Source organism: Micromonospora sp. WMMD1102, assembly GCF_029626265.1.
Lineage (GTDB): Bacteria > Actinomycetota > Actinomycetes > Mycobacteriales > Micromonosporaceae > Plantactinospora.
The window spans coordinates 8,602,264-8,616,198 of record NZ_JARUBN010000001.1 but is presented as its reverse complement, the minus strand read 5'-3'; the positions used below and the strand labels follow the sequence as shown (position 1 = coordinate 8,616,198).

Genomic DNA, 13,935 nt, shown 5'->3' with positions numbered 1-13,935 from the left:
ATCCCTACTCGTGCTGAACGGGCAGCAGATGCGCACGCCGCTCGTCGGCCGTCAATCCCCGGAACACCCGGGAACGCGCGGCAGCCGCAAGTTCCTGCGGATCGACCTCGATGGCCCAGACACGAGCGGTTGCGTCCACTGACCCGGTGACCACCTGCTCACCGTCCGGCATCCAGGCGATGCTGGTGACGGCGTCGCGGTGTACGCCGATAATCTCAGACCGGAACTCGTGATCGTGCGACCAGAGGCGGACGGTGCGGTCGTCGGACCCGGAGGCCAGCCAGCGGCCATCGGGGGACCATGCGACAGCCCGCACCCGGCGTTCGTGTCCGGTGAGCACCTGGGCGCAGGTGCCTGCGGGCAGATCCCAGACGCGAGTGGTCCAGTCGGCCGAGCAACTGGCGAGGGATCGTTCGTCGGGAGCCCAGCACACCCCGTCGACATAGTTTTGGTGCCCGGCCAAGACGATCACGTTGCTCGGGTTCTCCATGTCCCACACACGTACGACTCGGTCATCGGAGCCTGACGCCAGATAGCGTCCGCTGGGCGAGAAGGCCAACGCTCCGACCCAGTCAGTGTGGCCCCGAAGTGTGCCGGCAGCCGCTCGCGTACGTGCGTCGAAGAGATGGATGGTGTTGTCCTTGCCACCGGCGGCAAGCCTCGTCCCGTCCGGTGACCAGGCGATCGACTCGTACTCCAAGCCGTCGGCGAGCAGCACGTCTTCCCCGTCGGAGTGGATGAGGCGCACTGAGCCGTCCTGCAACGCGACGGCCGCAGGGTCGGCAGCTCGGGGCAGCGCCAGCGCGATGACGGGCGCGCCGACCGCGACGGTTGAACGGCTGGACGCGAAAGGACGCCATCGGCGAACGCTGGCGTCAGACGAACCGGTCACCACCACGCCGGCACTCGACACGGCGACCGCGGTGACACGATCCCGATGGTCAGCCAGGCTCGCCCGCTCCGCCCCTGGTGGGTGCAAGGACCAGAGCCGAGCGGTGTTGTCTCCGGAGCCGGTGATGACGCGATGGCCGTCCGGAGAAACCGCCACACACCAGAGGGTCTGCGAGTGCCCGCGCAGCCCCGCGACTTCTCGCGACCGGTGTACGTCCCACACCTGGGCCGTACCGTCGCCGCTGGCGGACACGATCCGTTCCCCATCAGGTGTCCACGCGATCGACCAGATGGGATCGCGGTAACCACCGAGAGACGTCTGCTGGTCACCTGTGCGTGGATTCCAGAACCGGATGGTGTGATCTCCCGAGCCGGTCGCGATCGACTGCCCGTCCGGCGACCACGCCACCGCTTCGACGAAGTCCTGGTGCCCGCGCAACGTGACAGTCGGGCGACCAGTGGCCACGTCCCACACGATTACGGTGCGGTCGTGCGAGGCAGTAGCGAGGCGGGTGGAGTCGGGCGCCCAGTGGACACCCCAGACATCACCGCTATGTTCGGTGAGGGTGTTCCGGAGCTGCCAGGTGGCGGTGTCCCAGAGTCGCACAGCCTGATCACGGCTTGTGCCGGCAAGCAGTGTGCCGTCCGGCGACCATGCCACCCCTCGCGCGGAGTCGCCGCACTCCAACACCTGGATCGTGGCCCCGGTTTCCGCGTTCCAGACCCTGACCGTGGCATCCCGAGACGCCGTCGCGACCGTCGTCGCATCCGGTGACCAGGCGATGGCCTCGACCATTCCGGTATGCCCGCGCAGCACCCGCAGCACCGTTTCGCCGTCGGTGTGCCAGATCCGCGCCGTGCCATCTCGTGAGGCGCTCGCCAGGTGCCGCCCGTCGGGTGACCAGGCGACCCCGCGTACCGCGTCGGTGTGGCCGGCGAGCACGGCCTCACCATGGCTGAACGCCAGAGCCGCCATCAGCGCGTGCCGAGCGATCGGCGTGGGCGGGCATTCGACGAGCGCCGCCGAGGTGAGCAGGATCGCCAGCTCCGGATATCGGTCGATGTTGGTCATCGCGTACCTGCCGACCGACTCCGACACCCGGCGCAGGAACGCGGTGTCCCGGGCCTGCGACGCCTCCACCAGCGCGCGGGCGCTCGGCGAGTCCTGGCCGGCTGAGGTCATCGCCTCCAGCCACTGCCCTGCCAGCTCAAGCCGAGCGCCGGTGAGCAGATAGTCCGGGCTGCGCCCGGACCGCAGCCAGTCGCCCGCCCAGCGGTCCAGTTCTGTCCGTCGCTTCAACGCCTCCGCCCGTGCGGCGACCTGCTGCCGCAACGGCGGCCACTGCCGGAACAGCGCCTCGTGGGCAACCTGCACGATCGGTACGCCGTCGGAGACATCGGTGGTCAACAGCCGTGCATCGGTGAACACCTGCACTATCCGTCGCTCGTCGGCGGCCAACTCGGTGGTCGGCACCCTCCGCCGGGTCGGCTCCGGACCCTCCATCGCCACCAGGCGCAGCAGGGTGGCCAGGATCGTCTCCGGTTCGTGGTAGTTGCGCAGCTCGGCGAGGACCGTGTCCGCCTGCCGCGCCAGGGCACCGGCGACCCCACCCAACTCCTGGTACACCCGCCGGGTCGCCACCCGATCCGGACCGGTTGCCAGATACAACTCCTGCAACAGGTACGCCAGCAGCGGCAGCGCGTCCGCCGTGCCGGTGTCTTCGACGATCTCGTCGACCAGTCCGGGCTCGAAGCTCATCCCCGCGAGCCGGGCCGGCTGCTCGATGACTGCCACCAGGTCGGCGGGGCGGACGGTGCCCAACGCCACTGGCGCGGCGAACAGCGACGCGTGTGCACCGGCGAGGACATCCGCCAGAAACTCGACCCGCAGGGTGGCCAGCACCCACAGCCGCCGGTCCGCGGCCAGTGCGGACGCGATCCGGTCGAGGAACAGTTCCCGCTCGGTTGGTCCAGACAGGGTGAACAGTTCCTCGATCTGATCGATGACCAGCAGCACCCGCCCGTATCGGTTGCCGCTACCGGCCCGCCACCTGGCCAGAACCTGCGTGAGACTGTCTGGCCGGGAACGCAGCTCCCGCAGCAGTGCCACGCGGTCACCACCGGACAGGTCTGCTGCCATCGACGCCATCCGGGTCAGCGGCTCCCCGGCCGGAGCGACTGCCGGCAAGACGTGCCACCGATGGCGCCGCAGACGCGGCACTACTCCGGCATGTACCAGGGAGGACTTCCCGCTACCCGAGGCACCGGTGACGCAAACGAACCGGGAGGAGCCTTCGGCGCCAAGGGCGTGTAGCCGAGTTACGAGATCCGAGACCTGCGCCCCTCGGCCGAAGAAGACGGCCGCGTCCTCCTCCTGGAAGGCCGCAAGGCCCGGGTACGGCGAACGGTCCGCGTTCCAGGTCAGCCGTCTACTGCGTGGGTTCTCCCACCAGTACACGACCGCGTTTCCCACGAGCAGCCCGGCCAGCAAAATGATCAGCGCCGGCCCCGCGACCGTCTTCATCAGGCCAACGAACCAGGAGCTGTCGTCGTTGGCGAGGACGTTTGTCGCGAGTTCGAGGAGCACAGCCACGACCAGGAGAGACAGTTGCAGAGCCTTCGACGCACGCCGCTGCCCCAAGACCCGCCTCCCCGTCGTCAGCCCGCGTCTACAGTAGTCGCTCGTGAGCGATCAGTAACAGGGTGGATCGAAGGGTGCCACGGCTGCACAGGCACCGCGAGGTTCGACGTCTACCCGCTCGTCCTGTTCCCAGTAAGTCGTTGCTTGTCCTCGTCATGCACCGCGCTGGCCAGACTCTGATCGGTCCTGTGATTATCAGATGCAGACGCAGTCCTCCCCGACCACGGAGTTATCTTGGCGACGGGTCAGAGACTGACAACAGCATCCTCCGCCAGCGTGAACAGACCGGCACTAAAAGTTACGGACTTCAGTTTCGTGCCATTGGGGACATCGAAATAGACATTCGCACGCACCGAGTTTCCCGGGTTGATCTCGTCGAGGAAGCCCTGCGCATCCTGGTTGCCGTAAATACCAGCCTGTCCATCTGGGCTGTACTCCCGACCGGCCCTGTCCTGGGCAGTAAGAGTGCTGTCGGCGTGGAACAGGTGAGCTTTTTTGGTGACGTTCTTCGCGGTCACGGTAATCTGACAGTAGCTGCCCTGCGCCTTGACATTGAGGAAGTCGTTACCGACACGGGAAATCCCGCACTTCACTTTGTGCACCGTGAACTCGAAGTCCCCACCCCGTACCTTGTCACCGATTCCAAAGGTCTTTGCTTTGGTCGGAAGCGGCAGGTCAGGGGTCTTGGAGGGTTTCGGGTTGACCTGTGCCGGGCTTGACGGGGTCGGGACTTCCGCCTCCGAAGCCGACGCAGTGGGAGTGACTACTGAAACACCGCTGGCGGACTCCGTATTTTTGCCAGTATCACCGGCTAATCCCAAGGCGATAGTGCCACCACAACACAGCACGACAAACGCGGCCGCACCAATAAGAGTGGGCATGAGCCAGGACGGACGCCCACGGGTATTGGGTCCTTGTGACGGAACGGATGACTGCCAGCCTGCAGGAGGCAGCGGATGCGGTCCAGGAACCTGCTGAAATTGAGCAGTAGGGGGCAACTGTTGGCCCACCGGAGGCTGGTTCTGGGCCGAATTATCGGGCATGTTCATACTGTGGCCGCCTTCAAGCTAACGCTCATTCACCCCGCACGGTAAAGAGCCCTCACGACCGTGCCACAGGGCTTCCAGAAGCGCATTCCCACAACCGTCTTCTGGCAGCATCTAATCAGGTGGCAACCAATCGAGGCGCGTACTGCGCCAGGGCTATTGCGTGTTTGGTCGAGTGGCCGTTGAACTGGGGATTCCCGGGGTGGGCGGACCCTTGCGGGGTTGAGGAAGGCGGGTGAGGCCTGTAGGTGATCATGGAGTTCTCGACGCTCCCGGACACCTTGAGGACCTCACCCGCGATGTCAGCATGCCCGATTCAGGTACTGTCCGCAGTTCGCACCCCCACCGACTCGCCACCGCGCCTTGTCACCGAGGGTGAAGAAGCTGGGCTCCAGCACTCGTTGGCCACCATCGCGGACCCCCGGTCCCCGCGTGGGGCGCGTTACCCGCTCGTCGGGCTACTGACCGTCGCGGTGTGCGCCGTGACCGCCGGCGCATCATCGTTCGCGGCCATCGCGGACTGGCTGCACGACCTCGATGACCTCGCCAGGGCCCGGCTCGGGTTCATCCGCGCCGTCCCGGCCGCGACCACGATCTGGCGGCTGCTGACCAGGTTGGACGCTGACCTGCTGGCCACCGTGCTCGCCGACTGGCTGCGTACCCGCGTCCCGCCTCCGGTCACGCCCCGACCTCGGCGGTACCGGATCGTCATCGCCATCGACGGCAAGACCATGCGCGGCGCCCGCCGCGCCGATGGCAGCCGGGTCCACCTGCTGTCCGCGCTGGACACCAGCACCGGCATCGTGCTCGCTCAGGTCACCGTGGCCGCGAAAAGCAACGAAATCCCCGCGTTCACCCCACTGCTGGACGCGGTCGAACAGGTTCTGGGTAGCCTGGACGGCCTCATCTTCGTGGCCGACGCCCTCCATACACAGACCAGCCACGCGACCGAGGTCGCCGCTCGCGGCGCCGACCTGCTCATCCCGGTCAAAGGTAACCAGCCGACCGTGTTTGCCCAGCTCAAGGCCTTGCCCTGGGCCCAGGTCCCGGTGGGTGACCGACGCCGCGAAACCGGTCACGGCCGGCGGGAGACCCGCACGGTCAAGGCGCTCACCGTAGCCACCCCCGGCGGTCTGCTGTTCCCTCACGCCGAGCAGGCCGTCCGGATCACCCGCACCCGCACCCTCAAGGGCAAGACCACCAGGGAAACCGCCTACTACACCATCTCCCTCCCCGCCGAGCACGCCCAACCCGCGGACCTGCAGTCCTGGGCCCGAAACGAGTGGCTGATCGAGAATCAGGTCCATCATGTCCGCGACGTCACGTTCCGTGAAGACCTCCACCAAGCCAGAACCGGCACCGGCCCCGCAATCATGGCGACGCTACGTAACACCGCGGCCAGTTACCACCGCACCAACGGCGATACCAACATCGCCCGCGCCACCAGACGCGCCGACCGTCGCCCGCACGACCTCATCACTGCAATGACCAGCAGCTACCCCAGAACGCAATGACCCTGCGTACTGCGCAGCACAACCTTTAGTTGCGGTATGGCCACCGGTCGCCGAGACAGCGCGGCCAGTGAGGCATTTTTCTTGTCGGGTTTGCGACCTTGGTTCCCGGACGAGCCAGGGTTTGCACCGGAAGCAACCCGTAGCTGAGAAGACTTCCCAGTGCAGTAACTCTGAGCGAGGGATCAGCCCCGTCGTCGGCCCCGTGCTGCGGCAGGAGGGCCCCACGCCGTTAGATCACTGCCGGTGAGGCCGTGAACATTAAGCCGGTCGGCGAGGAAGCCGTCATATATAGCGTCGGGCGAGTCACCGATCTCCGGGTCGAACTCGCCGTGCCACTGCTTCACCCAGGGCATTACCTCCCGCAACCCAGCCAGCAGGGGTGTCAACTTCTCCCCCGACCAGCCTGCCTGCTCATCACGCTGCACGATGAGTACGGCCAGCGCCTGCGCCTGCTCCCGATGGTCCCAGCCAGCCCAGCCGATCAGCAGCGACGGATCGTTGTCCCGGCCCGCCTGCGGGTAAGAGATGAACCGCTCCTTCGGCACGTCGAGCTTGCCCCGGTTGCTCCAGTAGCTGTTCTTGCGGAAGTCGGCCGGCTTGTACTTCTCCGGCACCGGGATCTGGTCACGAATCTTCCGCTTGGCCGGCTCGTCGGGCGCCGAGTCCTCCTGCCGTTGCAGGTCCCACACGTGCTCCCAGCCGGCCCGCTTCTCCAGCCCAGTGGCGGTGTAGCGCAACGCCGCCAGGTACGGCACGTGCTCGGGTTCAATCAGCTCGGTGAGCAGGACCGACAGCTCCTTGCCCGGGTCGTAGAGGTCCGCCACGGCGAGGAAGTCCGGATCCCGATGCAGCTCGTCCCCAAGCTGCGCGACCGACAGCGGACGAGGCTGCGGAACGCCATTCTCGTCCGGGGCGTACCACAGTTCACGCGCCTCGCACCGGTCCAACAGCCAGTCCCGTAGCGCCTTGTCGAGCATCCGGTCCCAGCCCTCGGTGGCCCACCGCCGCTTGCACTCGGGCCGCTCGATCAGCGCCAGGTAGCGGTTCTGCTGGATGACCGCGATCCGGTTCTCCACCACCGCCCGATACTCGGGCGACCAGTGCTGCGGCAGCTCGGTGATCGGCGTCGACCCATGCCGAGCGAACCACTGCGTCTCAGCCTTACCCTCCGCCATCTTGCGAGCGAGCACGATCTCGAAGGCACGCTCGCCAAGCCGCAACGCCGGCACAGACTCGGCTGGCGCGGTCAGCTCGTCCGGCAACAACCCATACTGGTGGTAGACCTGCCAGTCCAGCTCCTCTTGGAGCGCGATCATCCGTCCCCGCGTCGACTGCCACTCAGCCTCCGCAGCGGACAACCGCTCCCGCGTCGGCACGCCCTCCTCCGCGACCGCCGCCGGGCTCACCGCCGTCAAGCGCTGCGCCGCCGCATCCAACTCCCGCGCCAACTCCAACGGGTACGCCTTCGGCAGCGGAAACTCCTGCAACTTTGTAGCAGTAAACTCGTAAAACCGTTCCCACTCGTCGTGCATAAAGCCGCCAGTGCCAGATTGGCTCCCCTTATCGTGACTGACCTGCTTTAACCAGAAACATCCACTGGAACTATTCAGCAGACCCACCAGACCTAGGTGGTCACTTTGTGACTACTCAGGTCATCAGTTGATTGCGGGGATCCAGGGTCGGCCCGATGTTAGCTGGACGAGGGCGTCGTAGAGATTGATGCCGTGTTTGGCGGCGGTGGCGAGATATGAGCGCAGGTGGCAGAACTGCTCCGCGCCGGTCAGGGTGCGCATCGCGCCGGAGATTTTCTGCCGGATTTTGACCATGCGGACTTCCCGTTCGGCGGCGTTGTTGTCGAACGGGCAGTGTCCTGGCTGGTGCGCGAATCGGAGGTAGTCGTCGATGCGTTCGGTCATCCGGCGGGCCAGCGCGGCCAGTTTCTTGCCGATCGCTGTGGTTTGGCCGGTGTGGTCCTTGACCCCGACCAGAGCGGCGTGGCGGAACGAGGCGACCCCCGCGGCCAGAATCTCGGGATCGATGCGATCGTGGCCGGCTGCCACAGCATCGTCCGTGGCCTTCTTGAGGGCCAGCAGGGCGTCGATGCCTTGCGCGGCCCAGGTTGCCGACGGGTCGAGCTCGGCGGCGGCTACCAGTTCCCGCAGCAGATGGGCGCAGCACAGGGCGTGGGTGGCCTGTGGGTAGCAGTCATAAGGTGCCCAGGCGTCGTGCACGGCGATCCCGGTGAAAGCGGGCAGGACCCCGCCGGCGTCGATGGCGTCCCGGCCGCGTTTCGGGTGCACGTAGAGCAGGCTGTACTTACCTGTCGATGCGGAGTGAACCCAGTGCAGTTTGCCTGCGACCCGGAACCCGGTCTCGTCGAAATGCACCAGCGGTGCCGCCGTCAGCGCGGTGCGGATCGCGGCCAGAAAGTCACCCTCGAGCCGGCGGGCGGCGCGGGCGGTCAACGCCGCGACGCTGCCCTGCGAGATCGGCACCCCGAACAGATCCCCGACGGCCTGGGCGACGCGTTTCTGCGCCCCGAACTGCGCGACCAGCAGATACACCACGATCGCGGCCAGCCTCGGCCCGTACTGCACCGGCGCGTCCACCCCGGCCGGGCCGTCCGCGCAGGTCACCGCACCACACCCGCACCGGCGAATGTTCAGCCGGTGCTCGGTGACCCGGGCTACGACCGAGGGAATCTCGAACACCTGACGGCGGGTCACCGCGGCCAGCGGCGCGCCGGCCAGCCCGCCGCCGCACCCGCCACACGCGACCGGCTCATGAACAACGGTCTCGTCCGGGCTCTCGACCTGCCGCAACGTACGACCCGGATGGCCGTCCTGGCCACCCGAGCGGCGCCCGGACCGGCCCCGCAACGACTTCGGCGCGGGCTTGTCCAACCCCTGCGCCGAGGGCGGCATGTTCGAGTTCCGCGGAGACTGACCCAGACGACGCCGCAACTCGGCATTCTCCGCTTCCAGGACCGCGATCCGGGCATCCCGCTCCGCGACGGCCTTCTCCAACGCGACGAGCCGCTCCAGCAACTCCACGATGGACGGCATCTCCGGCACCCGGACATCCTGCCCAACAACCCCGCCAAGATCAAACCGGCCCGAACCGACCGACCTGATTAGTTACGTCACTTTCAGGCATCCCATCCGTCAACTTAAGGACAGGGGCCGACCGGTTGAACACCTTTCCACCTCGGTCAAGCACAAATTGATTATGGGTTGCAACGAATGCGAAGGCAATCGAAAGGCGCGTCGACAGCTTGTCGCGATAGAGTTCACCGAACTCATACCACCTCAGCGAAGGAATCGCCTCGATTACGACGCCAAAGCGCTTGCGGCGTTGGAGCATCCGCCTGTTGGGCCACAGTAGCTTGATGGATTGCGAGATATTACCGAGCTTCTCGGGGCGAAGATCGGCATCATAAGGGAAGATGCAGTGCAAGTGCGAAGATATTGCATAATCCCGGACAACTTCCCCGGTAGCCACTGGCCTGATCGATTCGATCCGCTTACGTTGCAGATGCCGCAATCCCGAGAAGAAGGCATCATCTTCAGCCGTAATGGCCACGAATCCAGCAAGCTCTGTGAACTGGGAGAGTTTTGCCAACGAACCGTTCTCGAGTGCCGCCATTAGCTCCCCGGCGCCGCCTCCAGCGAGGCTCCAGGGGTAAATTGAAAGCTGAGTTCGAGGCAAATCTGCGACAGAGATCCACTCACTCTCCGAGCCAGGCTGGTTATACTGGGCTTTAATCGCGCGCCAGACCTTGCCATTATCTGGCTCGAAAGGTTCCTCTGGTTCTCCGCGGTTGCTCATTACTGTACGGATCGTGTCGGCACGCTGTATTGCCGATGTGCGCCGACCAGCAAGGATTACAGTTGGTGTACTGTGGCCAGGTATATGTGCACCTGACGTATCGATGACGTAAGCGAGGTCAACCTTCTCGGCTAAGTAGTGCTCAATAAGCTTCCGACCGAACTCGCGCTTCATAAATGAATTCGCTGTGATTTGGCCCACGTAGCCCGATCCACGTCCATCGGACTCAGGTCGCTTAGCCAGGCCAAAGAACCGCTTCACAAAGGGAACTGATAGCGCATACTTTCCGGTGCATACGTCCTTGTAGAGCCTTCGGTACAGCTCATTCAACTCCTTGTCCTTCGGCGTAATGTAAGGTGGATTGCCAACAACGACGTGATACCGGTTCTCTGTCAGGAGTCCCGGGAATTTGTCGATGTCCTCGGTAACGTATCGAAACTGAGCCAACTCATCTACGTCATCGAAGAGGGTTCCCTGACGGTTCTTGATTAGGGAGTCGCCGACCGCAATCCGGATGGGAAACTCATACCTGCGGGCTCGCTTGAAGTCTGCGAAATCGGCAGCGCGCATGGCTTCGAGGAGCAGGCGAAATCGCGCGATAGCCACCGCGAACGGGTTGATGTCGACCCCGTGTACCGACTCCAGCGCCGCCCTGACCATCTCCCAGCGGTCCCGCTCCGGGTCCTGCTCCTCCCACTCCTTCATCAACCTTCGGAAGATGCCAAGCAGGAAGTGCCCCGACCCGCACGTCGGGTCGATCGCCTTGATGGTCTCGTGGCCGAACTCGTTGACCGCCGGGGTCAGCGTCAGGTCGAGGATGAACTCCTCGACGAACTCCGGCGTCTGCAACAGCGCATACCGCTTCCGTGCCGCCTCCGACAGGTCCTGGTAGAGGTCGCCGAGGAACCGGGTCCCCCACTCCGGGTCGGTGAAGTCGTGCACAAGCGTCCCGGCCTGGTCCCGCCGCCGCCAGAACCCGATCAGCGCTTTGGCCGCGTCGTGGCTGATCGGGATCCGGTACGCCGGGTTGTGCTCGGGGTCGAAGAGCAGCCGCCCGGCCTGCGTCCCGCCGATGTGCTCGAACGACGCCAGCAGCCAGTCCCGGTCGGTCCGCTCCGGGTGTCGCCGGAAGTAGTCGTCCTGCGACTCCTCGGCCAGCACTGCCCGGTCCTTCTCCGGCCCGGCCAGATAGCAGACGTCACCGAAGAGCCCGTTGTCCTCGCAGAACCTGACGAAGACCGAGCCCAACACCCAGGCCACCGCCGTCTGGGTCACCCGCTCGTCCCGCCACGCCGCCCAGGTCGCCGCCGTGCGCTTCAAAGCAAACGCCCGGTCGTACTCCGACCGCAGCTTGTCGTAGTGCTCGCCGGAGCCGCCGATCTGCTCGGCCAGGTCCTTCTCCAACGCCCTGACCTGGCCCTGAAGGTCCTTCAGCAGCGCCCGACGATCGATCACAGTCCGCCCACCTCACGCTTGCCCCGCACCGAACCGCCCCACCGTACCGGGCTGGCGCCGCCGCTCTCCGCAGCCGTCCGGCCGCAACCGGTGCACCACCCGTCCCCCGGGCAGGCGCCGATTACAGCGTCGCGGGCGGCGAACAGAAGAGATGCTGTGGCCCGTTCAGCGGATACTTCCCGCGCCCTTCGTCGGCCGGTTTCGGCGCGGGAGCCTCGCTCTGCAGCACGACGCCGAGACAGAAGACCACTTCCCGCACCGGCTCCGGGAGCTTGACCTTGCCGACGTAGGGGCGGTTGCCCTCCAGCGGCAGGTAGGTCGTGAGTTCTTCGGTGAACTCCTTGCCGGGTGCGACGACCGTGCCTTCGATGGTGACGATCCCGTCGGCGTTCACTCCGGGCGGGATGTCGAAGGTGCGCTTGGCCAGCTCGACCGTGCCATCCTTCCGCACGCTCACGTAGACATCGTTGGCATGCGACGCGACGCCGTCCTCCACCCCAACGTAGGCGACGATCGGTTCCGTCCCCTGGTTGCGCAGTGTGTAGCGGATGGCCAGCGCGGTTTCCGATCGAGGGGTGACTTCGGCGTCGAAGCTCGCCGTTGGCTTGGTGCCGGTCGGGACCCACTCCGGCTCGAAATCATCGTACGGGTCCGCGCAGCCGGCCAGCATGACGACGGTCATCGCAGCGCAGCCGAAGAGAGGCAACTTCCTGATCATGAATAGGACGTCCTCTTCGGCAGGCCCAGTTCGTCACGCAGAGCATTTTCGGTGTACTGGTAGGGGTGGTCGGGGTCGACCTGGTCGGGCGTGCTCGGGTCTTCGTCCTCGTCGATCGGCAGGCCGACCGCCTGCCGTTCGCTGTTATTGACCCCGACATCGTCCGGCCCCTGATGGGTGCCGGAGGCGGAGGTGTCGTTTCCGAAGTCGTAGACGTGCGCAAGTTCGTGGAAGAGACCCACAACCGGCGGGCGCTCGTTCGACGGCACCGTCGACAGCCGCTCCGGGTTGTAGCTGACCTTGTAGTCCTCGCCCAGGACCCAGTTCGTCCTGTACGAGGCTTTGTTGGCGTCGTCAGCGACGATGACCAGCGGGTTGCCCTGGTACGCGATGTCCCCGAGCACGGGCCAGTCGGCGGCGACGGCGGCCGAGTCGTTGTGGATGTCGTCCAGCTCGGCGAGCATTTGCTGCCCGATCGGGGAGGCGCGCATCATGTCGAGGTCGGCACGGACCCGCTCCTGGAACTCGGCCGGCCCGTCGATCTTGATGTAGTGTGCCGCGTCGCTCACCTCGATCCGGATGTCCTGGCGCACCCCGGCCACCTGGTCCTCGTCCTGCCGGTAGGCGGTGTCGGCCCCACCGCCACCCGAGACCGTGTCGCGGCCATGCCCCGCGTAGACCACGTCGTCGCCCGAGCCGCCGTCGAGCCGGTCGTTGTCCCGGCCACCGGAGACGATGTCCCGGCCGGTCCCGCCGTGCACGGTGTCGTCGCCGGTCGCGCCTTCGAGGTAGTCCCGGCCCTCACCGCCGGCGATGTTGTCGTTCCCGGACAGCCCGTAGACGACGTCGTCGCCCCGCCCACCGGCCAGCAGGTCGTCGCCGCCCTGGCCGTCGGCGTAGTCCCGGCCGGAGCCGGCCGAGGCATAGTCGTTCCCGGCGCCGCCGGAGATGGTGTCGTCGCCGTGCAGGCCGACGATCCGTTCGTCGCCGTCCCCGCCACGCAGTTTGTCGCTGCCGTCGCCGCCGAGCAGGGTGAGACTCAGGTTGGCGCCCGCGGGCACCTCGACCGTGTCGTTGCCCTCCCCGGCGCGAATTGTCACCGGCGTGCCCTCGGGGTAGCGATACGCGACGCCGTTGACCTCGACGACCACCTGCCCGGTCGCCGGGTCCCGGGTCACCCTGACGTTGTCGTTGCCCGGACCCGTGTTGACCACCGCCCGGCCGTCGACCATCAGCACCGAGACGCCGGTCACCTCCGCAGGCAGCATGAACGGATCGGCCGTACCGGAGGAGACGCTGTCCCACTGCGTCGAGACGGCGTCCCACTCCGCGGCGGAGAAGCCGCTCAGCTTGCCCTTCAGGGCATCCGCAAGCTCCTTGCGCAGGTTGCCGGCCCGGTTGGTCGCCTCGCTGACCTGGGTCGCCTGCTCGGGCTGGTTCCACCGGAAGACGATCTGACCACCCGAACGCCAGCTCGGCACAGCGCCCATGATCTGCTCACGCTCGCCATCGAGCGCGTTCTGATACCACCGCAGCAGCTCGGCCACACCCTCCAGCGCCGAGGCGAGCCGGTCGGCCTGGCCGCCCATCGTGTCGAGGCTGCCGAACACCTTTGACTGGTGCTGGCCGAACGAGTCGCGAGCCGCTCCCGACCACTGCGAGCCGAGCAGGTTCCGGCTGTCCGCCTCGATGTCGTCGCCGACCGCGACGGTCGCCCTGCCGAAGCGCCGCCACGCGGACGCCGCACTCTCGATCCGGCCCGGGTTGGCCTGCAGGTCCCAGAACGCGGCGTCGACCCGGATCTCCCGATCCTCCGGCGGGATGCCCATCGGCGAGTCCTCT

General features: G+C 66.3%; 7 protein-coding genes and 1 pseudogene. 1 reads left to right on the top strand and 7 read right to left on the bottom strand.

Annotated elements, in window-relative coordinates:
* Positions 1–4: 4 nt before the first annotated feature.
* Positions 5–3,484: an AAA family ATPase gene (locus O7626_RS39220; protein ID WP_278065957.1), complete on the bottom strand. Its 3,480-nt coding sequence runs from the start codon at positions 3,482–3,484 to the stop codon at positions 5–7.
* 293 nt (positions 3,485–3,777) lie between these two features.
* Positions 3,778–4,575, bottom strand: coding sequence for a DUF4352 domain-containing protein (locus O7626_RS39215; protein WP_278065956.1), 798 nt, complete (start codon positions 4,573–4,575; stop codon positions 3,778–3,780).
* 404 nt (positions 4,576–4,979) lie between these two features.
* Between O7626_RS39215 and O7626_RS39210 the strand changes: the two genes are divergently transcribed.
* Complete coding sequence (locus O7626_RS39210) at positions 4,980–6,092, top strand: ISAs1 family transposase (RefSeq protein WP_278060713.1); 1,113 nt, start codon at positions 4,980–4,982, stop codon at positions 6,090–6,092.
* Between the two features lie 182 nt (positions 6,093–6,274).
* Here O7626_RS39210 and pglX (O7626_RS39205) read toward each other — a convergent pair.
* The 5 genes and pseudogenes from pglX (O7626_RS39205) to O7626_RS39185 form a co-directional block, all read right to left on the bottom strand.
* Positions 6,275–7,720 (bottom strand): annotated as a pseudogene (pglX, locus tag O7626_RS39205) (BREX-2 system adenine-specific DNA-methyltransferase PglX); the annotation flags it as partial.
* A 27-nt stretch (positions 7,721–7,747) separates the two neighbouring features.
* Positions 7,748–9,157, bottom strand: coding sequence for an IS66 family transposase (locus tag O7626_RS39200; protein WP_278061713.1), 1,410 nt, complete (start codon positions 9,155–9,157; stop codon positions 7,748–7,750).
* 40 nt (positions 9,158–9,197) lie between these two features.
* Positions 9,198–11,375: a BREX-2 system adenine-specific DNA-methyltransferase PglX gene (gene pglX, locus O7626_RS39195; protein WP_278065955.1), complete on the bottom strand. Its 2,178-nt coding sequence runs from the start codon at positions 11,373–11,375 to the stop codon at positions 9,198–9,200.
* A gap of 121 nt (positions 11,376–11,496) precedes the next feature.
* Positions 11,497–12,093, bottom strand: a complete 597-nt coding sequence (locus tag O7626_RS39190; RefSeq protein ID WP_278065954.1) for a hypothetical protein — start codon at positions 12,091–12,093, stop codon at positions 11,497–11,499.
* Complete coding sequence (locus O7626_RS39185; protein WP_278065953.1) at positions 12,090–13,922, bottom strand: M91 family zinc metallopeptidase; 1,833 nt, start codon at positions 13,920–13,922, stop codon at positions 12,090–12,092. Before O7626_RS39185 ends, O7626_RS39190 begins: the two co-directional genes overlap by 4 nt.
* Between the last annotated feature and the right edge of the window lie 13 nt (positions 13,923–13,935).

Bases quoted from the DNA above. Each gene is read 5' to 3' on its own strand.
- O7626_RS39215 (WP_278065956.1), bottom strand. From the start codon at position 4,575: ATGCCCGATAATTCGGCCCAGAACCAGCCTCCGGTGGGCCAACAGTTG.
- O7626_RS39200 (WP_278061713.1), bottom strand. From the start codon at position 9,157: ATGCCGTCCATCGTGGAGTTGCTGGAGCGGCTCGTCGCGTTGGAGAAG.
- O7626_RS39190 (WP_278065954.1), bottom strand. From the start codon at position 12,093: ATGATCAGGAAGTTGCCTCTCTTCGGCTGCGCTGCGATGACCGTCGTC.
- O7626_RS39185 (WP_278065953.1), bottom strand. From the start codon at position 13,922: ATGGGCATCCCGCCGGAGGATCGGGAGATCCGGGTCGACGCCGCGTTC.